At 71.3% G+C, this 22003-nt stretch carries 19 protein-coding genes and 1 riboswitch; of the genes, 5 read left to right on the top strand and 14 right to left on the bottom strand.

Annotated elements, in window-relative coordinates:
• Nucleotides 1-5 precede the first annotated feature (5 nt).
• The gene (locus ABD882_RS01100; protein WP_345183939.1) at nucleotides 6-947 is read left to right on the top strand and encodes an ROK family protein; all 942 of its coding nucleotides are present in this window, start codon (nucleotides 6-8) and stop codon (nucleotides 945-947) included.
• Nucleotides 940-1719 (top strand): glucosamine-6-phosphate deaminase, encoded by a 780-nt coding sequence (nagB, locus tag ABD882_RS01095; protein WP_345183478.1) that lies wholly within the window; start codon nucleotides 940-942, stop codon nucleotides 1717-1719. Before ABD882_RS01100 ends, nagB begins: the two co-directional genes overlap by 8 nt.
• A 3-nt stretch (nucleotides 1720-1722) precedes the next feature.
• On the opposite strand, the gene ABD882_RS01090 is transcribed toward nagB, so the two are convergent.
• The 6 genes from ABD882_RS01090 to ABD882_RS01065 all read right to left on the bottom strand — a co-directional run bounded on the left by ABD882_RS01090 (nucleotide 1723) and on the right by ABD882_RS01065 (nucleotide 9357).
• A complete protein-coding gene (locus ABD882_RS01090) occupies nucleotides 1723-2127 on the bottom strand; it encodes an NUDIX hydrolase (RefSeq protein ID WP_345183476.1) in 405 nt (134 codons plus the stop codon).
• Nucleotides 2120-3523, bottom strand: coding sequence for an FAD-binding oxidoreductase (locus ABD882_RS01085; RefSeq protein WP_345183475.1), 1404 nt, complete (start codon nucleotides 3521-3523; stop codon nucleotides 2120-2122). Before ABD882_RS01085 ends, ABD882_RS01090 begins: the two co-directional genes overlap by 8 nt.
• 13 nt (nucleotides 3524-3536) lie before the next feature.
• A complete protein-coding gene (locus tag ABD882_RS01080; RefSeq protein WP_345183473.1) occupies nucleotides 3537-3941 on the bottom strand; it encodes a YrdB family protein in 405 nt (134 codons plus the stop codon).
• A 10-nt stretch (nucleotides 3942-3951) separates the two neighbouring features.
• On the bottom strand, nucleotides 3952-6150 hold the full coding sequence (locus ABD882_RS01075) for a sigma-70 family RNA polymerase sigma factor (protein ID WP_345183471.1): 2199 nt from the start codon (nucleotides 6148-6150) through the stop codon (nucleotides 3952-3954).
• 463 nt (nucleotides 6151-6613) lie between these two features.
• The gene (gene nagA, locus ABD882_RS01070; RefSeq protein ID WP_345183470.1) at nucleotides 6614-7786 is read right to left on the bottom strand and encodes an N-acetylglucosamine-6-phosphate deacetylase; all 1173 of its coding nucleotides are present in this window, start codon (nucleotides 7784-7786) and stop codon (nucleotides 6614-6616) included.
• Nucleotides 7783-9357, bottom strand: a complete 1575-nt coding sequence (locus ABD882_RS01065) for a beta-N-acetylhexosaminidase (RefSeq protein ID WP_345183468.1) — start codon at nucleotides 9355-9357, stop codon at nucleotides 7783-7785. The genes nagA and ABD882_RS01065 overlap by 4 nt, the downstream gene beginning before the upstream one ends.
• An 85-nt stretch (nucleotides 9358-9442) precedes the next feature.
• Nucleotides 9443-9525, top strand: a riboswitch (ZMP/ZTP riboswitch).
• Between the two features lie 38 nt (nucleotides 9526-9563).
• Between ABD882_RS01065 and glyA the strand changes: the two genes are divergently transcribed.
• Both glyA and ABD882_RS01055 read left to right on the top strand, forming a co-directional pair.
• Nucleotides 9564-10838: a serine hydroxymethyltransferase gene (gene glyA / locus ABD882_RS01060; protein ID WP_345183466.1), complete on the top strand. Its 1275-nt coding sequence runs from the start codon at nucleotides 9564-9566 to the stop codon at nucleotides 10836-10838.
• Between the two features lie 156 nt (nucleotides 10839-10994).
• Nucleotides 10995-11876, top strand: a complete 882-nt coding sequence (locus ABD882_RS01055) for a bifunctional methylenetetrahydrofolate dehydrogenase/methenyltetrahydrofolate cyclohydrolase (protein WP_345183465.1) — start codon at nucleotides 10995-10997, stop codon at nucleotides 11874-11876.
• A 13-nt stretch (nucleotides 11877-11889) separates the two neighbouring features.
• Here the strand turns inward: ABD882_RS01055 and ABD882_RS01050 are convergent, their stop codons facing one another.
• From ABD882_RS01050 to ABD882_RS01015, 8 genes are all read right to left on the bottom strand, one after another.
• Nucleotides 11890-13083, bottom strand: coding sequence for a HupE/UreJ family protein (locus ABD882_RS01050; protein ID WP_345183463.1), 1194 nt, complete (start codon nucleotides 13081-13083; stop codon nucleotides 11890-11892).
• Between the two features lie 38 nt (nucleotides 13084-13121).
• Nucleotides 13122-13853: a DUF6882 domain-containing protein gene (locus ABD882_RS01045; RefSeq protein WP_345183461.1), complete on the bottom strand. Its 732-nt coding sequence runs from the start codon at nucleotides 13851-13853 to the stop codon at nucleotides 13122-13124.
• Between the two features lie 77 nt (nucleotides 13854-13930).
• A complete protein-coding gene (locus ABD882_RS01040; protein ID WP_345183460.1) occupies nucleotides 13931-14734 on the bottom strand; it encodes an HpcH/HpaI aldolase family protein in 804 nt (267 codons plus the stop codon).
• Nucleotides 14719-15507 (bottom strand): 2-keto-4-pentenoate hydratase, encoded by a 789-nt coding sequence (locus ABD882_RS01035; protein ID WP_345183458.1) that lies wholly within the window; start codon nucleotides 15505-15507, stop codon nucleotides 14719-14721. Before ABD882_RS01035 ends, ABD882_RS01040 begins: the two co-directional genes overlap by 16 nt.
• Nucleotides 15504-16667 (bottom strand): 3,4-dihydroxyphenylacetate 2,3-dioxygenase, encoded by a 1164-nt coding sequence (gene hpaD, locus ABD882_RS01030; protein ID WP_345183456.1) that lies wholly within the window; start codon nucleotides 16665-16667, stop codon nucleotides 15504-15506. The genes ABD882_RS01035 and hpaD overlap by 4 nt, the downstream gene beginning before the upstream one ends.
• A 47-nt stretch (nucleotides 16668-16714) precedes the next feature.
• Entirely contained in the window at nucleotides 16715-18253 is a 1539-nt protein-coding gene (gene hpaE, locus ABD882_RS01025; protein ID WP_345183455.1) for a 5-carboxymethyl-2-hydroxymuconate semialdehyde dehydrogenase, read from the bottom strand.
• A 34-nt stretch (nucleotides 18254-18287) separates the two neighbouring features.
• The gene (locus ABD882_RS01020) at nucleotides 18288-19028 is read right to left on the bottom strand and encodes a GntR family transcriptional regulator (protein ID WP_425563307.1); all 741 of its coding nucleotides are present in this window, start codon (nucleotides 19026-19028) and stop codon (nucleotides 18288-18290) included.
• On the bottom strand, nucleotides 18977-20464 hold the full coding sequence (locus ABD882_RS01015) for a fumarylacetoacetate hydrolase family protein (RefSeq protein WP_345183451.1): 1488 nt from the start codon (nucleotides 20462-20464) through the stop codon (nucleotides 18977-18979). Before ABD882_RS01015 ends, ABD882_RS01020 begins: the two co-directional genes overlap by 52 nt.
• Before the next feature lie 147 nt (nucleotides 20465-20611).
• Between ABD882_RS01015 and ABD882_RS01010 the strand changes: the two genes are divergently transcribed.
• Nucleotides 20612-21994 carry an MFS transporter gene (locus ABD882_RS01010; protein ID WP_345183449.1) on the top strand — a complete coding sequence of 461 codons (1383 nt, stop codon included), beginning with the start codon at nucleotides 20612-20614 and terminating at the stop codon, nucleotides 21992-21994.
• Nucleotides 21995-22003: the final 9 nt, after the last annotated feature.

Here is a 22003-nt window from a genome sequence, read left to right as displayed (position 1 = left end):
GAGGTGTGCGCGTCGGCCTCGATGTCGGCGGCACGAAGATCGACGCGCTCGCACTCGGCACCGACGACACGATCGTCGCGCGCACCCGCGTCTCCACAGGCTGGGGTGATGCCGCTGTGGTCGCGGCGGTGCACGACGCGATCGACGCACTCGCCGTCGAAGGCGGCTTCGCGACCTTGGACGTCGCCTCGGTCGGCATCGGGATCCCCGGGCTGGTCGACGCCGCCGGGGGCCGGGTGCTGCACGCGGTGAATCTCGGCGTCTCCGAGCTCGATCTCGCGTCCGCCGTGCGGGAGCGCCTCCCCGTCGCCGTCGCGGTCGAGAACGACGTCAAGGCCGCGGCCCTCGGCGCCGGATCTCTGCGCGGCGATGCCCATTCCATGGCCTACCTCAATCTCGGCACGGGAGTCGCGGCCGGCATCGTGATCGACGGCGGTCTCTGGCGCGGCGCCCGCGGCACCGCCGGCGAGATCGGGCACCTGTCGGTGGACCCGAACGGCCGTGTCTGCGGCTGCGGGCAGCGCGGCTGCATCGAGACGTTCTGCGGCGGGGGCGCCATCGCCAGGGCGTGGGGGCGCGGCGGGGTGCTGCCCGTGCTCGACATCTTCGATCTCGCCGAGGCCGGCGATCCGCTCGCGGTCGAACTGCGCGCGGGGATCGCGTACGGCGCAGCCTCCGCGGTGCGCTGCCTGGTGCTCAGCGCCGATGTCGAGACCGTCGTGATCGGCGGCGGCATCACCGCGCTCGGCGATCGGCTGCGCGACGACGTGGCGCGCCGGCTGCGCCTCGAGGGCGAGGGGTCCGCGTTCATCGGAGCGCTGCGCCTCGATGAGAGGATCGAACTGCTGCCGGCCGGATCCCCGGCGGCGGCTTTGGGGGCGGCGCTCGTCGGCGCCGCACATCTGCACACGCATCTGCACACGCATGAGGGAGCATTCCATGGCTGAGGTCGTCATCGTCGAGAACTCCGCGGCCGCGGGCGAGCTGGTCGCCGACGAGATCGCGCGGCTGATCGCGCGCCGTTCGGATGCGGTTCTGGGCCTGGCGACCGGGTCGACTCCGCTGCCGGTCTACGCGGCGCTGCGCAACCGTCTGGCAGGCGTCGACGTCTCGCACGTGCGGGGCTTCGCGCTCGACGAGTACGTCGGCATCGACCCGTCCCATCCGGAGAGCTATCGTTCGGTGATCAGCCGCGAGGTCGTGGAGCCCCTCGGGCTGACGCCGTCGCTGATCCACGTGCCGAACGGCGCCGAAGACGGCATCGAGCATGCCGGAGCCGAGTACGACGCGAAGATCCGCGCGGCGGGCGGCGTCGACCTGCAGATCCTCGGGATCGGGACCGACGGGCACATCGGCTTCAACGAACCCGGATCCTCGTTCGCCTCGCGCACGCGCGTGAAGACGCTGACCGTGCAGACCCGCGAGGACAACGCGCGCTTCTTCGATTCGATCGACCTGGTCCCCATGCACTGCATCACGCAGGGGCTCGGCACGATCCTGGAGGCGCGCCACCTGGTGCTGCTCGCGTACGGCGAGGGCAAGGCGCAGGCCGTGGCCGATGCGGTCGAGGGGCCGCTGACGGCGTTCCTGCCCGGTTCCGCGATCCAGCTGCACCCGCATGCCACAGTCGTGGTCGACGAAGCGGCGGCCTCGAAGCTGAAGCTCGCGGACTACTACCGCTACACGTTCGCGAACAAGCCGGCCTGGCAGGGGATCTAGCGCTCAGCGCTCGGACGGCCACGCGATCGGGAGCAGATGCTCCTCGCTCAGCGGGGCCAGCGGAAGCGTCGCGGCGTCAGCGGGCGTGATCCAGCGCAGCTCGGCGAGCTCGGCCTGCACCTGCACGTCGCCGGGTTCGGCGGTGGTGGCGAACGCGGTCGCGATGACGCGGTGGCCCGGCTCGTTCGCGGCGGCCGAGACGAACACCCCGAGCGGGCGCAGCGCGTCCTCGTCCACCTGCAGGCCGAGCTCCTCGTGCAGTTCTCTCGCAAGAGTCTGCGCCGCGGTCTCACCGGCCTCGGGCTTGCCGCCCGGTTGCATGAAGCGCACTGTGCCCTGCTTGCGGACGACGAGCACACGCCCCGCGCGGTCGGTGATGATGGCGGCCGAGACGTGGATGTCAGGCATCGGATCCCTCCGGTCGGGCGGCGAAGACCTTCCCGGGATTGAGGATCCCGGCGGGGTCGAACACGCGCACGATGTCGCGCTGCAGCTCCCACTGGTCCTCGCCGAGCTCCTCGGCGAGCCAACGGCTCTTCAGCGTGCCGATCCCGTGTTCGCCCGTGAGCGTGCCGCCGAGCCGGATCGCCGCGCGGAACAGCTCGTCGGCCGCGCGCCAGATCACGTCGGGGATCTCGGCGCTGTCGCTGATGAAGTTCGGGTGCAGGTTGCCGTCCCCGGCGTGCGCGACGGTGGGGATCACGATGTCGTAGGCGCGCTCGATCCGGGCGATCTCGTCGAACATGTCGGGCAGGGCGCTGCGCGGCACCGAGACGTCTTCGATGAGCGTGGTGCCCAAGGACGCCATCGCGGGGTGCATCGAGCGTCGGATCCGCAGCAGCCGCTCGCCCTCCGCCGCGTCGTCGGTGACCGTCACCGTGCCGCCCGCGCCGCGGAGCACGGTGGTGATCTGCTCGGCCTCGGCGGCCGCGTTCGGTCCGTCGGTCTGGATCGTCAGCTGGGCGAGCCCTGCCGCCGGCGGCGCCAGTTCGAGCAGCGCGTGCACCGCCGCGAGCGAGCGGGCGTCCATGAGCTCCATGATCGCCGGCTGGGCGCCGCCGGCCGTCACCGCCGCGGATCCGCGTGCTGCCGAACGCGCGTCGGGGAAGGTCGCCGCGATCGTGCAGGGTGTGCCGGGGACGATCCTGCGCAGCTTCAGGGTCGCGCCCACGACCACGCCCAGCCGGCCCTCCGAGCCGATCACGAGGGAGGTGAGATCCAGCCCCGTGACGCCCTTGACCGCCCGGCGGCCGAGATGCAGCAGCCGACCGTCGGCGAGCACGAGGTCGACCCCGAGCACCGCATCGCGGACCACGCCGTACTTCGCGCAGAGCAGCCCGCCCGCGCCGGTCGCGATGTTGCCGCCGACCGTCGAGATGTCCTTGCTCGCGGGGTCGGGCGGCCACCACAGGCCGTGTTCAGCCAGGACCCTGTCGAGCTCGCCGTTCAGGATCCCCGGTTCCACCACGGCGAGCAGATCGTCCGGACGGATCTCCAGCACGCGCCGCATCCGCAGCATCGAGAGCACGAGCTCACCCGGGCCCGCGTTCGCCGCTCCGGCGAGACCGGTGCCCGCGCCGCGCACCACGACCGGGGTGCCGGTGTCGTGTGCGATGCGCAGGGTCTGCTGCACGTCGGCGGTCGAGGTGGCGTGCACGACGGCGAGCGGAGGTCCGTCGGAGGCGTGCCCCGAGCGATCCGCGCGTGCGGCCTCGAGCGCGGCGGGGGAGGTGTCGACGCGGTCCCCGAGAACCGCACGCAATCGCGCGAGGACAGGCGACTCGAGGACAGCGGGGGCCGGCATCAGCGCGGCGCCGTCAGGACAGCGCGCGTCGTCCGGCGATGAGCCCGGAGGCGACCGCGACGACCGCGAATCCGAGGCCGATCCACGCCTGGCCCATCGTCCACCAGGCGATCGTGACGCCCGCGTAGACGACCAGCTCGACCGCCGCGCGCAGGAACGGGTGCACGGCGAGCACCGGGCGAGGCGAGAGGAACAGCGCCCACAGCAGCAGCGTGATCACCGGCGCGCCCACGGCGGCCACGATGTTCCACGGCATCGGCCAGGCCACGAGGACCCAGAGCACGAGCGACGCCAGCGCCACGATCAGGACCACGACGCGGACGATGTCGAGCGGAGTCGCGCGCGGCAGCACCCCTGGCAGGTCGGGCAGCGACGGAGTCGCGCCGGGGGCGTCGGTGGCAGGCGTGTCGGCGGACATGCCTGCAATTCTACGCGCCGGGCGTGGGTGCCGCCGCGGGGGCGGGAACGAGCAGCGGGGCGGCAGGTGCGGGAACGGCGGGTGCGGGGACGGCGGGGGCAGGGACAGCCGGTGCCGGTGCGGGGGACGCCGGCGCGGGAACGGTGGGGACGGCAGGCGCGGGGACGGCGGGGGTGGGGACGGCGGGGGCAGGGACAGCCGGTGCCGGTGCGGGAACAGCCGGTGCCGCTGCGGGTGCCGGAACCGGAACCGGAACCGGAGCGGGTGCCGCTGCCGCAGCGGGCGCGACGGGGACGGCGGGTGCAGGTGCTGCGGCCGTCGCCGGGGCGGTGGTGGCGGGAACGGTCGCGGGGGACGATCCTGTCGACCCGATCGTGCCGAGGATGCACTCCCACCAGTGCGCGGAGCCGGCCGTGCTGAGATCCAGCGTGGTGGATCCCGTGGGAGTGTCGCCGGGCGCGTACGCGAACGTGACGGTCGTGCCGTGGTTGACCTGGCTCGGCAGCGGGTGCAGCACGATGACGGCGTTGCCCGAGGCGTCGAGCGTCTCGGTCGCGTCCGGCGTGCTTCCGGTTCCGATCGTCGCGAGCACCGTCGCGCCGGGAGTTCCGCTGACGGGCACGGTGAGGGTGACGCGGCGGCCGCTCAGCGAGACGCCGCAGTCCATCGTGACCGTGCCGAGGACAGGGGCCGGGGGCGGAGTGCCGGTTCCCGTGCCGGGGTCGGTGCCGGTTCCCGTTCCCGGGTCGGTGCCGGTTCCCGTTCCGGGGTCGGTGCCGGTTCCCGTTCCGGGGTCGGTGCCCGTCCCTGTTCCGGGGTCGGTGCCCGTCCCTGTTCCCGGGTCGGTGCCGGGGTCGGCGCCCGCTCCGGGATCCGCCGGCGGCGACGTGTCGGGCGGAGTCACAGGCGGCGTCACCGGAGCGCTGCTGTCGCCGGCGGGCACATCGGTCTGGGGTGGGGTGCTCGGGACCGGGGTGACGGCCACCGGGGGCTTGGGGGTCTCCTTGCGCGGTGCGGGGGGCGTGCTGGGAGCCGGGGGAGCGGGCGGCTGAGGCGCCGGAGGGTTCACGAGCGGGGAGACCTGCGCCACGATGCTGGAGTCGCTCTTGTCGGATGCGGAGGGCGCGGACGTGGAGGCCGGGGCCGCGATCAGGCCGGGCACGACGGCGGCGGCGACGATCGCACCCGCGATGACAAGTGCCGCGGATCCCACACCGACGAGGGCCCCGAAGCCCGCGATGATGCCGCCAGAACTCGCGGCCCCGCCGGATCCTGCAGCTCCCGATCCTGCCGCGCCCGATCCCACAGCACTCGCGCCGACCACACCGGATCCGACCAGGACGGCACCCTGCACGACGCTCGAGGGCATGGCGGCGAGGGCGACAACCGGGGTGCCGCTCTGCAGCATCGCCAGATACGCACCGGACCCGCCGATGCCGAGCACGAGCGGCAGCAGCACGAGTGCGAGCCGGTGCGAGACCTCTTTGGCTTCGGCGGCGACGATGAGGCAGCGTGCACACTCGCCGAGGTGAGCCTCGAGCTTGGCGCGATCGCGGTTGCCGAGGTTGCCGCGGGAATACGCGCCGAGGCGTTCGATCGTCCATTCGCAGACCGAGCCGGGCTCGGCCGTGCGCAGGTGCGTCTGGATCCACGCCTCGCGCAGGCCCTCGCGCGCCCGGAACGCGAGCTGAGAAGTCGCACCGGCCGTCATGCCGAGCAGCGGTGCGACCTCGGCCGGCTTCATCTGCTCGATCTCGGTGTACCAGAGCACCTCCTGCCAGCGCGAGGGGAGGCTGCGGAACGCCTGCGCGGAGAGGCTCTGATCGAGGGCCTCGCTCGCGGCCTGCTCGGTCGAGGACGGATCCGCGACCGCGTCGAGCTCGTCGATGGGCGACTCGTGACGTGCGCGCCCCCACCCGGCGGCGGTGTTGCGGATGCTGGTGAAGAGGTAGGCGCGGAACGAGCCGGTCGGTCCGCCGCCCTTCTGGATCGCCTGATAGATGCGCGCGAACGCCTCCTGCACGAGGTCGTCGGCGTCGAACGTGCTGGTGATCGACCGGGCCACGGCGATGCCCGACGCGTAGTGCCGTCGCCACAGATCGGCGTAGGCGCCGGCATCGCCCGAACGGGTTCGCAGGACGAGATCGGCGTCACTGCGCACCGGTGCCTCGTCGGCGTCGTTCGGGAGGTGGTCGGTCTGGTCGGTCATCTATCGGTTCTCGTGCGGGAGCGGTCTCACAGAAAGAGATGCAGCATCCAGGAATCTGTCACGCGGACTCCCCATTCTTCACCCACACACTGGGAAACCGCCAGGGTGTGAACGAAATCGGTTCGCCGGATCGCCGTGTCGTTCCGTGGACCGGCGTGCCACCCGACACGGGACCGCGTCTCAGAACTTTCCGAAGATCTTCTCGGGACTCGCGTAATGGATCGGCCCGTCCGCCATCTCATCAGTCAGAGACAGTCTGCGCAGGCCACCGGGGGGCGGCCGGCGAGGGCTCCGGCGGATGGGGATCCGCCGGTCAGGTCGGCCCCGCGCCTCGGGGGAGGAGCAACGGGCCGATCTTCTCTGAATCCGGGGGGATCTGGGGAAACCGAGGGGGACCGTGGGGCCGCCGCCGTGGGAGTGGCGGCCTCCACCTCGGGTGCCGCCCCGCTCAGCGGGCGAGCGCTCAGCGGGTGAGCGCCGCGCCCGTCCACACCCCGGAGACGTCGAGCTCGGCCGACAGCAGCACGGCGTCCGCCAGATACCCCTCGTCCAGCAGCCCCAGCTGGCCTGCGACGCCGATCGCCCGCGCCGGGGTGCGGGTCAGCGCTTCGACCGCGTCCGCGAGGGGGACCCCCGCCGCGACCGCGTTGCGCAGCGCGACATCTTGCGTGAGCGTCGAGCCGGCGATCGATCCGCTGTCCACCCGGGCGATGCCGCCGCGAACCGTGACATGCAGGGATCCGAGCATGTAATCGCCGTCCGCGGAGCCCGCGGCGGCCATCGCGTCGGTGATGAGGGCGACGCGTCCCGGCGCCTCGTCGAACACGAGCTTGATGATCTGCGGGTGCAGATGGATGTTGTCGGCGATCGCCTCGAGCGTGACGCGCTCGTCGTGCGCAGCGGTGAGCACAGGGCCGGGTGTGCGGTGGTGCACGGGCCGCATGGCGTTGAACGCGTGCGTGAGGATCGTGGCACCGGCGTCGAACGCCGCGCGCAGGGTGTCGTCGTCCGCATCGGTGTGCCCGACGGCGGCCGCGGCGCCGGCCGCGACGACGATCCGGATCGCCTCGAGCCCGCCGTCCAGCTCGGGGGCGAGCGTCACCTGACGCACCGTGCCGCGCCCCGCCTCGAGCAGGCGCTGCACCTCATCCGCCACCGGGGCGCGCAGCAGCTCGGGGTCGTGCGCGCCCTTGTGACCGAGATCGAGGAACGGGCCCTCGAGGTGGGATCCGAGCAGGTCGTGGTCGGTCTGCATGAGGTCGGCGACCGCGGCGACCCGATCGGCGAGCAGATCGAGGGTCGCGGTGATCAGCGACACCACGGCGCGGGTGGTGCCGTGCGCGCGATGCATGGCGCGCGCGGTGCGGATGGCCTCCGCGCCGTCGTCGAAGGCGGTGCCGGCGCCGCCGTGCCCGTGGATGTCGACGAAGCCGGGGGTGAGGATCGCGCCGGCTCCCGCCGTCTCTGCGGCGTCGATGACGACGTCGGCCGCGCCCCAGGAGGATCCGGTGCCACGACCCGCGATCAGGCCCTCCTCGAAGCGGACCCAGCCGTCCTCGACGATCGCCCCGCCGGAGACGATCCGGGCGGAATGGATGACGATCGAACCGTGCGCTGAGGTCTCGGGCGTGCTCATGCGTTCTCCTGGGTGGTGGCGGGCGCGGGGTGTGCGGCGTCGGCGGGGGCTGCGTCCTCGAGGGCGTCGTCGACGGTCGCGCGGTCGACGGCGATGCCGGCCGCCTCCCATGCTTCCACGAGCCCAGCGACCCTGGTGCGGAATGACTCCCAGGTGCGTTCCGGCCCGTCCTGCGGCGACCAGGCGATCTCCGCGGGCGCGGCGATGCGCGGGAAGACGAGGCGGTCCGCCTCGGCGAGCGTCGAGACGGTCTCGGTCCACAGCGGCGCCTCGACACCGAGGATCGCGTCGGCCGGAACGTCGTCGAGCACGGCGGTCGGCTCCCAGGCGTAGGCCAGGCGCAACGGCACCAGCCCCGCCCAGGCGAGCCCGAGCGGGAAGTCCGCGCGCGGCTTCATGTCGAGGTACGCGCGATCCGAGGGCGACAGGATCAGCGCGCCGCCGCGCTCCACGAAGTGCGCCGCATGCTCCCTGTGGGCTCCCTCGGGGACGGCCCCGGCCCAGTACTGCCCGATCATCCCCTCGGCGATGTCTGCGACGGCGCCAGCTTCGTGCCAGGCGATCGGCGTCTTGCCGGTCGCCGCGGCGATCCGGCCGGCCCGCTCGAAGAACAGCGCGAAGTCCGCAGCCGAGGTGCCGAGGCACTCGTCCCCGCCGAGGTGCAGGTACGGCCCGGGGGTGAGCTCGGCGATTTCGGTGAGCACGTCCTCGATGAGGGCGTAGGTGCGCTCGTCATGGATCCGGAGGGAGGAGTGCCCGACCGACCATCCCGTGTACGGCACACCGCGCTCGGGAAGGGGCTGGTTCAGCGTCTCGGACTCGGCACGCGTCTTGTCGTCGATCGCGGGCTGCTCGACCAGTTCGGGGTAGCCGACACCGACGGCGTGGGTGTGCCCCGGCAGGTCGATCTCGGGCACGACGGTCACGTGCCGGGTGGCGGCGTACGCGACGATCGCGCGGAAGTCGTCCTTCGGGTAGAAGCCGCCCGCGCCCCCGCCGACCTCGCTCGCGCCACCTCGCTCGGCGAGCAGCGGCCAGGAGTCGATCTGGATGCGCCAGCCCTGGTCGTCGCTGAGGTGCAGATGCAGGTGGTTGAACTTCAGCGCCGCGGCCCGATCGATATAGCGCTGCACGTCGGCGACGCCGAAGAAGTGCCGCGCGACGTCGAGCATGACGCCGCGGTACGCGAACCTCGGAGCGTCCTCGACGCGGACCGCGGGCACGCTCCAGCCGGCGTCGTGGCGCAGCAGCTGCAGCAGCGTGCGGGTGCCGTAGAAGAGGCCCGCGGCGCCGTGTCCGGTGATCCGGATCCGGCCGTCGGACGCGTCCAGCGTGTAGCCCTCGGCGGATCCTGTCGCGGGGTCGATCTCGAGCAGGATCTCGGTCGTGCCGGCGTCGCCGACTGGACCGTGGAACGCCTCATCGCCGATCCGCTCGGCCAGATCGGCCCCCAGGAGCGCGGCAGCATCGGGATCCCCGCCGAGGCGGACGGATCCGAGCGGGACGGATCCGTCGCCGAGGCGCACGGAAGCGGGGAACGGGATGAGCGACGGCGCATCGGGCAGGACCATGAACAAAACCTATCGCGTGCGGAGCTCGCGCCGGAGCCCCTTCGGCCGTCACGTCCCTCTGGATCCGGATCCTGATCGGGTAGGCTCTTCCTGTCGCGACTGGCGTCTGGGTGGGTCACCACCGGGGAGCGACCGTTACGGATTCGACCGCGCGCCTGGGCCGATGAGCCACCCCGTCTTTTCGTAACCGTCAAAGGAGCACGCTCATGACCGACCGTTTCTTCAACGCGCCTCTCTCCGAGGTCGACCCCGAGATCGCTCAGGTCCTCGACCGGGAGCTGAAGCGCCAGCAGACGTTCCTCGAGATGATCGCCTCGGAGAACTTCGTCCCCGTCTCGGTGCTGCAGTCGCAGGGCTCGGTGCTGACCAACAAGTACGCCGAGGGCTACCCGGGCCGCCGCTACTACGGCGGCTGTGAGGAGGTCGACGTCGCGGAGGAGCTCGCGATCGCGCGCGCCAAGGAGCTGTTCGGCGCCGAGTTCGCGAACGTCCAGCCGCACTCCGGCGCGACCGCGAACGCCGCCGTGCTGCATGCGATCGCCCGCCCCGGCGACACCCTGCTCGGCCTCTCGCTCGACCAGGGCGGCCACCTCACGCACGGCATGAAGATCAACTTCTCCGGCCGGCTGTACAACATCGTCGCCTACGGCGTGAACCCCGAGACCTCGACGATCGACATGGACGAGGTGCGCCGGCTCGCGATCGAGCACAAGCCGAAGGTGATCATCGCCGGCTGGTCGGCTTACCCTCGCACGCTCGACTTCGCGGCGTTCCGCGCGATCGCGGACGAGGTCGGCGCGCTGCTCTGGGTCGACATGGCGCACTTCGCCGGCCTCGTCGCCGCGGGCCTGCACCCGAACCCGGTGCCGCACGCGCACGTCGTCTCCTCGACCGTGCACAAGACGATCGGCGGTCCCCGCTCCGGCTTCATCCTGACGAACGACGCCGACATCGCGAAGAAGATCAACTCGGCCGTGTTCCCGGGTCAGCAGGGCGGCCCGCTCATGCACGTGATCGCCGCGAAGGCGACCGCGTTCAAGATCGCCGGCACCCCGGAGTTCAAGGAGCGCCAGGAGCGCGTGCTGCGCGGCGCCGCCATTATCGCCGACCGGCTCTCCCAGCAGGACGTGAAGGACGCCGGGATCGCCGTGCGCTCGGGCGGCACCGATGTGCACCTCGTCCTCGTCGACCTGCGCGACGCCGAGATCGACGGCAAGCAGGCCGAGGATCTGCTGCACGACATCCATGTCACCGTGAACCGCAATGCGGTCCCGAACGACCCGCGCCCGCCGATGGTCACCTCTGGCCTGCGCATCGGCACCCCGGCGCTCGCGACCCGCGGCTTCGGCGACGTCGAGTTCACCGAGGTCGCCGACGTGATCGCGCTCGCGCTGCAGCCCGGCGCCGACGTCGAGGCGCTGCGCGCCCGCGTGGACGCGCTCGCCGCCGCCTTCCCGCTCTACCCCGACCTGCAGCAGTAATCCCCGCGGATCCGGATCGGGCTGCGCCGGCGCCCGGACGCGGATCCTCGTCCTGATCGCGAGACTGCAACTGGGCGGCGAGACTGCAGCACGTTGCTGCTGTCTCGCCGCGCAGATGAAGTCTCGCGGGTTGAATTGGCGTGAAAGGAGCGGGAGATGACCGCGAAGAGTCTTGACGGCAAGGCGGCTGCGGCTGCGATCAAGGCCGAGCTGACCGAACGGGTCGCGGCGCTGGGCGCGCGGGGCGTCGTGCCCGGCATCGCCACGGTGCTGGTCGGGGCGGACCCCGCCTCGCAGCTGTATGTGGGCATGAAGCACAAGCAGTCCGAGGCGATCGGGATGAACTCGATCCAGCGCGAACTGCCCGCTGACGCGACCCAGGCGGAGGTCGAGGCGCTGATCGACGAGCTGAATGCGGATCCGTCCTGCCACGGCTACATCGTGCAGCTGCCGTTGCCGAAGCACCTCGACACGGATGCGATCCTGGAGCGGATCGACCCCGCCAAGGACGCCGACGGACTGCACCCGACGAACCTCGGCCGGCTGGTGCTGAACGTCAACGCGCCGATCCACACCCCGCTGCCGTGCACCCCGAGGGGCGTGATCGAGCTGCTGCTGCGCAACGGCTACGACCTCAAGGGCAAGCATGTCGTCGTCGTCGGCCGCGGCGTCACGATCGGCCGTTCGATCGGGCTGCTGCTGACTCGGCGCGACATCAACGCGACGGTCACGCTCACGCACACCGGCACGGTCGACCTGCCGGCCTACCTGCGCGAGGCCGACGTCATCGTGGCGGCGGCGGGCGTCAAGCACATCGTCCGCGCCTCGGACGTCAAGCCCGGCGCCGCGGTGCTCGACGTGGGTGTCACCCGCGAGACGGATCCGGACACGGGAAAGCACAGGGTCTACGGGGACGTCGATCCGGCGGTGGCGGACGTCGCCGGCTGGATCTCGCCGAACCCGGGAGGCGTGGGCCCGATGACGGTCGCACTGCTCATGACCAACGTGGTCGAGGCTGCAGAGCGCACCGCGAGCTGAGCACTCGGCGCGCTCATCCGAGGCCGAGCACGCGCTGCACGGTCCAGCCGAGCCCGAACAACAGCACGACCACCGCGGTGATGGCGCTGAGCACGAGGGCGGTGCGCGGCTCCCGGCGGCGCAGCAGCATCAGCGGCGGGAACACGATCGCGATGATCGTGAGCTGCACGGCTTCGATACCGACGTTGAACACCAGCAGCGACCAGAGCAGGGTCCACGACCACGGCTCCTGGATATTCAGCGCGCTCGCGAATCCGAGACCGTGCACCAGCCCGAAGCAGAACACGATGCCGAGCCGCACCGCTGCCGCGCTGCGTGAGGGCGCACGCGGATCCGTGCCCGCGGCTCGCGCGGAACGCCGCGGCCGGACGCCCCACAGATACGCCGCAGCCACCGCCGCGATCGACAGGGCGATCATCGGCTCGACCACGCGCGACGGCACGTGCACGAGGCCGAGCGCGGCGAGCAGGAAGGTGATCGAGTGCGCCAGGGTGAAGCACGTCGCCGCGAGCACCACGTCACGCAGCCGGCGGGAGCCGATGATGAGCGCGACGAGGAACAGGATGTGGTCGATGCCGGTGAGCAGGTGCTCGGCGCCGAGCAGGAAGAACTCCGCGAACCGGTCGGTCCAGGCCTGAGCGGTCGTGAACTGCGGGTGTGCGGCGTCGAGCGCGGCGCTGCCGTTGCGTCCCTCGAGGGCGTAGGTCACGATCGTCTTCGTGTCCTTGACCATGCCCTCCGTATCGGGGAACAGGGCGCTGCGCACGAGGAAGGCGTTCCCGTGCCCGGCCCGGCAGGCGTAGCGCACGGCGAAGCGGGCGTAGTCGGTGGCGTCTCGGCTGTGGAATGCGGCGGGGCCGTCGGCATGCGGCACGCAGCGTGAGCCGCCATCGACCGCGACCGTGAAGCGCGCAGCGGTGTACGCGAGGATCGCCGTCGCGTGATCGGCCAGCACCGCGTTCTCGGCGCCCTGGCGAGGATGCTCGATCGCCGCGGCGAACAGGCCGGGGTCGTTCTGCGTCTGCGCGGCGGAGGCGCTGAGCAGCTGGTACTGGAGGTCGAAGACGACTCTGACGTCGGTCGTGCTCGCAGCCGTGAGGTCGGCGTAGGCCACCGTCGTCACGTGCGCATCGGCGGGGACTGCGGTCAGCAGCAGGCTCGCCGTGACCAGCAGGACCAGGATCGCGATGCGCGATGCGACGCGCATCGACGGCGCTTCGGGTGTTCCGGCTCGGATCGGCGGGATCAGGCCTGGGCGGGCTGGCCGAGCGACGATTCGATGCCCGAGATGCGGGCGTACTCGTCGAAGCGGAACGTGGCGCTGCCGCTGGCGTCGGACACGAGCGCGCCCGAGTAGGCCTCGTCGGTCCACTGCATGCTCCAGCCGGCGAGCCGCGCCAGATCCCACACGGAGGAGCGGGCGTCCGAGAGGGTGAGCTCGGAGAGGACACGGGGGAGGGCCGTGACGGCGTCGGCGACGGTGAGCGGCGCGAGCGGCGCGTCCAGCAGGAACACCGCACGGGTGCCGCTGCCGACCGGCGCCGAGTAGTAGGGGGAGCGGCCGGTGATCTCCTCGGCGATCGCGCCGATCTGGTGCGCGGCTCCCGCGATCCATCCGTCCAGATCCGCCTCCGCCTCGGCGGGGAAGGGCAGCTCGGGCTGCGACAGCTCGGCGATCGAGTAGGTCGTGCCGTACTCGCGCAGTCCGGCGATCGACGCGTCGGATCCGCCCTGCGGGTGTGCCCAGGCCCACATCAGCGAGCGGGGTCCGGGGGCGATCGTGGCGACGAGCGAGGCGCGGGCGACGAGCTGGCGGCTCGGATCGGGCTCTGACGTGAATGTGAGCGTCCCCGCCGCGAGGTCGGCGTCCCAGCGATGCTCGCCCAGGGCGGAGGTCGCGGCGACCAGCTGGTCCTGGCGGAGGGCGGCGAACAGGGCCGCGCGGTCGGCGAGGGGCGCGAGAGCGGGGAAAGTCATGGACTCATCCTGCCGTCCGTGGCTATGAAAAAGCCAGTCGGGGTGGCCGGGCGCCGCGGCGGCGGACGCGACGGGGGTCAGTAGCTGGCGCCGGGACTGGACGACGCGGCGGGCAGGAACCGGGCCGCCAGCGCCTCGGACGCGCGTGCGAGCAGCGCCACGTCGGCGCCGACAGCGACGAAGTCGGCACCGGCGGCGATGTAGGCGTCCGCCGCGACCGGATCGAACGCGTTCACCCCCACGGGCTTGCCCACGGCCGCGACCGCGGCGAACACGCGCTCGACCGCGGCGACCACGTCGGGGTGGGTCTGCCGGCCGAGCAGCCCCATCGAGGCGGAGAGGTCGGAGGGACCGACGAACACCGCGTCGACGCCATCGACGGCAGCGATCTCGGCCGCCCGCTCCACGCCGGCGCCGGTCTCGATCTGCACGGTCAGAGACACGTGCTGCGCGGCCTCGACGAGATAGTCCTCGACGCGGTTCCAGCGGGCGCTGCGGGCCAGAGCGGATCCGACTCCGCGGATCCCCTCCGGCGGATACCGCGTCGCGGCGACCGCGGCCCGCGCCTCGTCGGCGGACGACACCATCGGCACGATGAGGTTCTGCGCCCCGAGATCCAGCACCTGCTTGATGGCGACGGCGTCGTTGGACGGCACGCGCACGACGGGCGTGATCGGGTAGGCGGCGGCGACCTGCAGCTGCCCCTGCAGGGACTCGAGCGTGTTGGCCGAGTGCTCCCCGTCGATCAGCAGCCAGTCCATGCCGGATCCCGCCGCGATCTCGGTGACCAGCGGGCTGCCGGTGCACGCCCACATGCCGATCAGCGGACGATCGGACTCGGCCAGGTGCGCGCGGAACGTGGGGCTCAGACGAAGCGGCATGTGATGGTTCCCATCGGTCCGTAGTCGCACAGCACCTCGTCGCCGCGCGACACCCACATCGGGCGTGTGAACGATCCTGCCAGGATGATCTCGCCCGCCTCGAGGCGCGCGCCGTGCTGGTGGAACTTGTTGGCCAGCCACGCGACGCCGGTCGCGGGATGGCCGAGCACGCCGGCGGCGACGCCGGTCTCCTCGATCTCGCCGTTGCGGCTCAGCACGCCGGGCACCCAGCGCAGGTCGATCTCGTCCGGCCGCCTGTGCACGGTGCCGAGCACCATCGCGCCATAGGCGGCATTGTCACTGATCGTGTCGACGATCGTCCGGCCCTCCAGTTCGATGTGCGAGTTCAGCACCTCGAGCGCCGGGACGGCGTAATCGATCGCGGCGAGCGCATCCTCGAGCGTGCAGTCGGGGCCTTCGAGGGGCTGCTTCAGCACGAACGCCAGCTCGACCTCGATCCGCACGTTCGAGAAGTGGTCGACCGGGATCTCGGATCCGGACGGGTACACGGTGTCGTCGAACATGACGCCGTAATCCGGCTCGGTGATGCCGGTCGCCTGCTGCATGGCCTTCGAGGTGAGCCCGATCTTGCGGCCCACGAGTCTGCGGCCCGCCGCGACCTGCGCATCGCGCCAGACGCCCTGGATCGCGTACGAGTCCTCGACGGTGGCCTCAGGGTGACGGGCGGTGATCCGCGGGATCACTCCGTGCGTGCGGTCGGCCTCCGCGAGCTCGGCGGCGAGGGCAGCGATGGTGTCTGCGGGAAGGGTCACAGCTGGTGTCCGAGCTTGTACTCGCCCTGCTTCCACTCCGGCATGGCCTCCTCGTCGGCGGGACGGGTGTAGCTGAACCCGTCGGCGCCGATCGTGACGGCCATCTCGCTGGAGTCGGTGCGGGCGATGACCGGCTGCGGGTTGCCGTCCAGGTCGAGCACGAGCGACGCGTCGGTGTACCAGGACGGGACGACGGGGTTGCCCCACCAGTCGCGGCGCTGGTTGTCGTGCACGTCCCAGGTGATCACCGGGTTGTCCGGGTCGCCGGTGTAGTAGTCCTGCGTGTAGATCTCGACGCGGTGCCCGTCGGGATCGCGCAGGTACAGGTAGAACGCGTTCGACACGCCGTGGCGGCCCGGCCCCCGCTCGATCGCGTCCGAGCGGCGCAGGGCCCCGAGCTTGTCGCAGATCGCGAGGATGTTGTGCTTCTCGTGCGTGGCGAAGCACACGTGGTGCATCCGCGGGCCGTCGCCGCCCGTCATCGCGGTGTCGTGCACGGTGGGCTTGCGGCGCATCCACGCGGCGTACACCGTGCCCTCCTCGTCCTGGATGTCCTCGGTGACGCGGAAGCCGAGATCCTGCATGTACTTCACCGCGCGCGGCACGTCGGGCGTGACCTGGTTGAAGTGGTCCAGGCGCACGAGCTCGCCGGGGATGTGCAGGTCGTAGCGCCAGCTCATCCGCTCGACGTGATCGGTCTGGTGGAAGAACTCGTACGGGAAGCCGAGCGGATCCACGACCCGCACCGAGTCGCCGATGCCCTTGACGAAGCCGGACGGCGAGCGGCGCACGTCGCAGCCGAGCTCGGTGTAGAACGCGACGGCGAGGTCGAGGTCCTCGGGGGTCCGCACGCGGTACGAGAACGCGGCGACCGCCGCGACGGGCCCTTTGCGGAGCACCAGGTTGTGGTGGATGAACTCCTCCGTGGAGCGGAGGTAGATCGCGGTCTCGTCCTCCTCGGTCACGTACAGGCCGAGCACGTCGACGTAGAACACCCGCGAGGCGGCGAGGTCGGTGACGACGAGCTCCATGTAGGCGCAGCGGAGCACGTCCGGCGGGGTGGCAGTGGGGGTGGCGATCGGGTTCTCGGTCGCGATGGGGGCCTCCTGGCTGGTGAAGTAGCCGGAGGAGGTCAGCGTCATGTCGGCACGGTGGGTCATGTCAGCGTCCTTGCGTGAAATGCGGTTCGAGATCGGAATGGATCCGGTCAGCGGGGATCCGGGTCGTCGAGGTCCTGCTCGACGGGCGGTGCCTGCTTGCCGAAGACCGGATTGTGCGGAGCGCCGAGCGTGATGTGCACGCTCTGCTGGTCGGTGTAGAAGTCGATCGAGCGGTAGCCGCCCTCGTGCCCGAGGCCGGACGCCTTCACGCCGCCGAACGGGGTGCGCAGGTCGCGCACGTTGTTCGAGTTCAGCCAGACCATGCCGGCCTCGACGGCGCCCGCGAAGTTGTGCGCACGCTTGAGGTCGTTGGTCCAGATGTACGCGGCGAGACCGTAGCGCGTGTTGTTCGCGAGGGCGAGCGCCTCCTCGTCGGTGTCGAACGGTGTGATCGCGACGACCGGGCCGAAGATCTCCTCCTGGAAGATGCGGGCATCCGGGGCGACGTCGGCGAACACCGTCGGGGCGACGTAGTTGCCGGTCGGGAAGCCTTCGGGGCGCCCGCCGCCGGCGACGAGACGGCCTTCGCCCTTGCCGATCTCGACGTAGCTCATCACCTTCTCGTAGTGCTCCGGGTGCACGAGCGCGCCGACCTCGGTGGTGGGGTCGTGCGGCAGGCCGACCTTGACGCGCTTCGCCTGTGCCGCGAACCGCTCCACGAACTCGTCGTAGATCGAGCGCTCCACGATCACGCGGGATCCAGCGGTGCAGCGCTCGCCGTTCAGGGAGAAGACGCCGAAGATGCACGCGTCGATGGCGGTGTCGAGGTCGGCGTCGGCGAACACGACGGCGGGGCTCTTGCCGCCCAGCTCCATCGACAGGCCCTTGAGGAACGGCGCCGCGTTGCCGAAGATCAGCTGACCGGTGCGACTCTCGCCCGTGAAGGAGATGAGCGGCACGTCGGGGTGCTTCACGAGCGCGTCGCCCGCGTCCTCGCCGAGGCCGTTGACGAGGTTGAACACCCCCTGCGGGAGCCCTGCCTCCTCGAAGATGCCCGCCCAGAGCGAGGCGGACAGCGGCGTGAATTCGGCCGGCTTCAGCACGACCGTGTTGCCGGTCGCGAGGGCGGGGCCGAGCTTCCAGGACTCGAGCATGAACGGCGTGTTCCACGGCGTGATGAGGCCGGCGACGCCGATCGGCTTGCGGTTGACGTAGTTCATCTGCTTGCCGGGCACCTTGAACGCGTCGTCGGCCTGGGCGACGATCAGGTCGGCGAAGAAGCGGAAGTTCTCGGCGGCACGGCGGGCCTGGCCCAGCGCCTGCGTGATCGGAAGGCCTGAGTCGAACGACTCCAGCTCGGCGAGGCGGGCGTCGCGGGACTCGACGATGTCGGCGATCCGGTGCAGGATCCGGCTGCGCTCGCGCGGCAGCATCCGCGGCCACGGGCCCTCGTCGAAGGCGCGCTTGGCGGCGGCGACGGCACGCTCGATGTCGGCCTTCTTGCCGGCGGCGGCGTGCACGTAGGTCTCGTTGGTGACGGGGTTGAGCACCTCGAAGGTGTCCCCGTCGAGCGAATCGACGAACTCGCCGTCGATGTAGTGCTGGATCTTCTCCGGCAGATCTGCCGGGGCGTAGGCGTCGGTCATCATCGTCCTTCCGGGATGGTTCGAGTGGTGTCGTTCAGAGGGCTTCGGGGGCTTCGGGAACGCCCAGGGCGTCGGCGTGGCGGGCGGCGAGGAACGCGTCCATCGTGCGCCAGCGGTGGTTGCGGGCGGCGAGCTCGATCTCGAGCGGATCGGCGCCGGTGCGGATCAGGTCGAGGATCTGCACGTGCTCCTCGACGGAGTGGCCGGCGCGTCCGGGGACGAACGCGAACGTCGAGTCGCGGATCCCGCTGAGGCGCGCCCATCCGCGCTGCACGAGGTCGAGGATGTGCGGATTCGGGCAGGGCTCGTACAGCACGGAGTGGAACTGCCGGTTGAGTTCGGTGAAGCGGTGCGCATCGAAGCTCTCCAGCAGGCGCACCATGCGATCGTTCACCTGCTCGGCGCGGGCGAGCGCATCGGCGTCGAGGAACGGGGCGGACAGCGCGGTCGCCGCGCCCTCCACCAGGCCCAGGGTCTGCATGGTGTGCGCGTATTCGCTCTCGTCGACGAGCGAGACCCTGGCGCCGACGTTGCGTTCGAAGGTGACCAGGCCCTCGGCCTCGAGTCGGCGGATCGCCTCGCGCACCGGCACCACGCTCATCCCGAGCTCATCCGCGACGGTGCCGAGCACCAGGCGGAATCCGGGGCCGAACGCGTGCGAGGAGATGCGTGAGCGGATCCAGACGTAGGCCTGCTCCGACTTGCTCGCGGTCAGGGGCGTGGTCACTGGGATCCGCCCTGCGCGCGGGTCGCGGCTTCGTACCGGGCACGCCATTCGGCGTTCATCGGGAACAGCCCGTCGACGGGGTGGCCGGCCGCGACCTGCGTCGCGATCCACTCGTCCTCGTGTTCCTGGGCGACCGTCGCGTCCGCGACCTCCGCGGCGAGGGCGGGCGGGATCACGATCACGCCGTCGCTGTCGCCGACGATGATGTCGCCGGGCTGCACGGTCGCGCCGCCGCAGGCGATCGTCACGTCGATATCCCACGGCACATGACGGCGGCCGAGCACCGAGGGGTGCGCGCCCTGCGAGAACACCGGCAGCCCGATCTCGGCGACGGCGGCGAAGTCGCGCACGCTGCCGTCCGTGACGACGCCGGCGGCGCCCCGGGTCTTCGCCCGCAGCGCGAGGATGTCGCCGAGCGTGCCGGTGCCCGCCTCGCCGCGGGCCTCGATCACGATGATCTCGCCCTCGTTCACGGCGTCGAACGCGCGCTTCTGCGCGTTGTAGCCGCCGCCGTGGCTCGCGAAGAGGTCCTCACGAGCCGGCACGAAGCGCAACGTCTTCGCGGTGCCGACGATCTTCGTGTCCGGCAGGTTCGCCGAGACGCCGTCGATGAAGCATGAGTGCAGCCCGCGCTTGCGCAGCTGTGCGGACAGTCCGGCGGTCGGTGCGGCGAGAAGCTGGGCGCGCAGCTCCGGCGAGAGTGCCGACGGGCGTGCCTCCTCCGGCGCGTCGTCGGCGGGCAGCCCCGCCTTGTCGCGGGAGCCCCAGGCCTCCGCGCGCTGCAGGTCGTCGACGGCGGGGAGGGAGCCGAGAGCCGGATCGAAGTGGGTCGCGCCCTGCGTCACCGTGGTGCGCAGCTCCCCGGAGGTGATCGTCTTGGTGGTGTGCGGGACGTCGACCTCGACCACGACCACATCACCGGGGACGATCACGCTGGATCCGGCCGGGGTGCCGGTGAGGATCACGTCGCCGGGCTCGAGGGTGAAGTGCTGAGACAGATCGGCGACGAGCTGCGGCAGCGGGAAGAGCAGACCTGACGTGTCGTCGTCCTGGCGGAGGTCGCCGTTCACCCACGCGCGCAGGCGCAGCTGGCCCGGGTCGACGTCGGCGGCCGGGATCAGGTCGGGGCCGATCGGGGTGTATCCGTCGCCGCCCTTGGAGCGGACGTTGGAGCCCTTGTCGTTCGCGCGCAGGTCGTACAGGCCGAGATCGTTCGACGCGGTCACCCAGGCGACGTGCGACCACGCGTCCGCCACGCTCACGCGGCGCGCGGCCGTGCCGATGATGAGGGCGATCTCGCCCTCAAAGGCGAGCAGCTCGGTCCCCGCCGGACGTTCCACGACCGAGTCCGTGCCGGCCAGCGATGACGACGGCTTGAAGAAGTACGAGGGACTCGCCGGTGTGCGTCCGCGCTGGTCGGCGCGGGAGCGGTAGTTGAGGTGGATCGCGATGATCTTGCCGGGCCGGGGGATCGGTGCGGACATGGGCGCCTCCTCGCGCAGCCGGTGCCAAGGGAAGAACCCCTTGCGTCATATTTGAAATCGTATATCATCGACGGAGGTCGGGCAAGCACGGATTCTGGATCCGTCGAAGGTTCGGCTGGACAGCGACGTCACGCAGAAGGAGAAGGCATGTCCGCAGCATCCTCACCGGGCTTCACGCCCACCGGAACCATCGCATCGGCCACCGACCGACGCCGAGTGGTCTTCGCCACCGTGATCGGCACCACCGTCGAGTGGTACGACTTCTTCATCTACGCGTTCGCCGCCGGAGTGGTGTTCGCGAACCTGTTCTTCGAGCCGATGGGCAAGGACTTCGCGCAGATCGTGTCGTTCTTCAGCGTCGGCGTGAGCTTCCTGTTCCGTCCGCTCGGCGCTTTCCTGGCGGGGCACTTCGGCGACAAGCTCGGACGCCGGCCGATGCTGGTCATCACCCTGCTGCTGATGGGGGCGTCCACGACCCTGGTCGGCCTGCTGCCGACGCACGCCGTGATCGGCGTGTGGGCGCCGATCCTGCTCATCCTGCTGCGCATCCTGCAGGGCATCTCGGCCGGCGGCGAGTGGGGCGGCGCGGTGCTGATGGCCGTCGAGCACGCGCCGCGGCAGAAGCGCGGGCTGTTCGGGGCGGCACCGCAGATCGGTGTGCCGATCGGGTTGCTGCTCGCGTCCCTGGTGCTCGCGCTGATGGCGCAGATCGCTCCGGGCGAGGCGTTCAACGCGTGGGGGTGGCGCGTGCCGTTCCTGCTCTCGATCGTCCTGATCGGCGTCGGGTACTGGGTGCGCCGGCGCGTGTCGGAGAGCCCGGTGTTCACCGAGATCGCCGAGCGCAAGGAGGAGACCCGGATGCCGATCGTGCAGCTGCTGCGTCACCACCTGCTGCTCGTGATCGTCGCCGCGCTGGTCTTCGCGGGCAACAACGCCGTGGGGTACATGACCACCGGAGGGTACGTGCAGCACTACGCGACGGATCCGCAGGGGCCGGTCAAGCTCAACCCCGGGCCGGTCTTCTGGGTGGTCGCGCTGTCCGGGGTGACCTGGCTGTTCTTCACCTGGTTCGGCGGCTGGCTGTCCGACAGGCTGGGCCGGCGCACGACCTACATCATCGGCTGGGTCTTGCAGCTGGTCGGCGTCGTGCTGCTCTTCCCGTTGACGAACCTGGGCAGCGCCGGGTCGCTCGCGGCGGCACTCGTCATCCTCACCGTCGGGCTCGGCTTCACGTACGGCCCGCAGGCGGCCCTCTACGCCGAGCTGTTCCCGGCCTCGATCCGCTTCTCCGGCGTCTCGATCTCCTACGCCCTGGGAGCGATCCTCGGGGGCGCGTTCGCGCCCATGATCGCGCAGGCCATCTTCCAGTCCACGCACTCGACGATCGGGATCACCTGGTATCTGGCCGGGATGACCGTGGTCGGCCTCGTCGGCAGCCTGCTGCTGCGCGACCGCAGCGGCATCCCGCTCGGCCCTGAGGCCGAGGCCGAGCAGGCGGTCAGCCCGATCCGCGGCATGACGAAGCGCTGAGGGGGCGCA

It is taken from the genome of Microbacterium panaciterrae, assembly GCF_039541635.1.
Lineage (GTDB): Bacteria > Actinomycetota > Actinomycetes > Actinomycetales > Microbacteriaceae > Microbacterium > Microbacterium panaciterrae.
The sequence above is the reverse complement of the archived record's forward strand: the minus strand, read 5'-3'. Positions and strand labels throughout refer to the sequence as shown.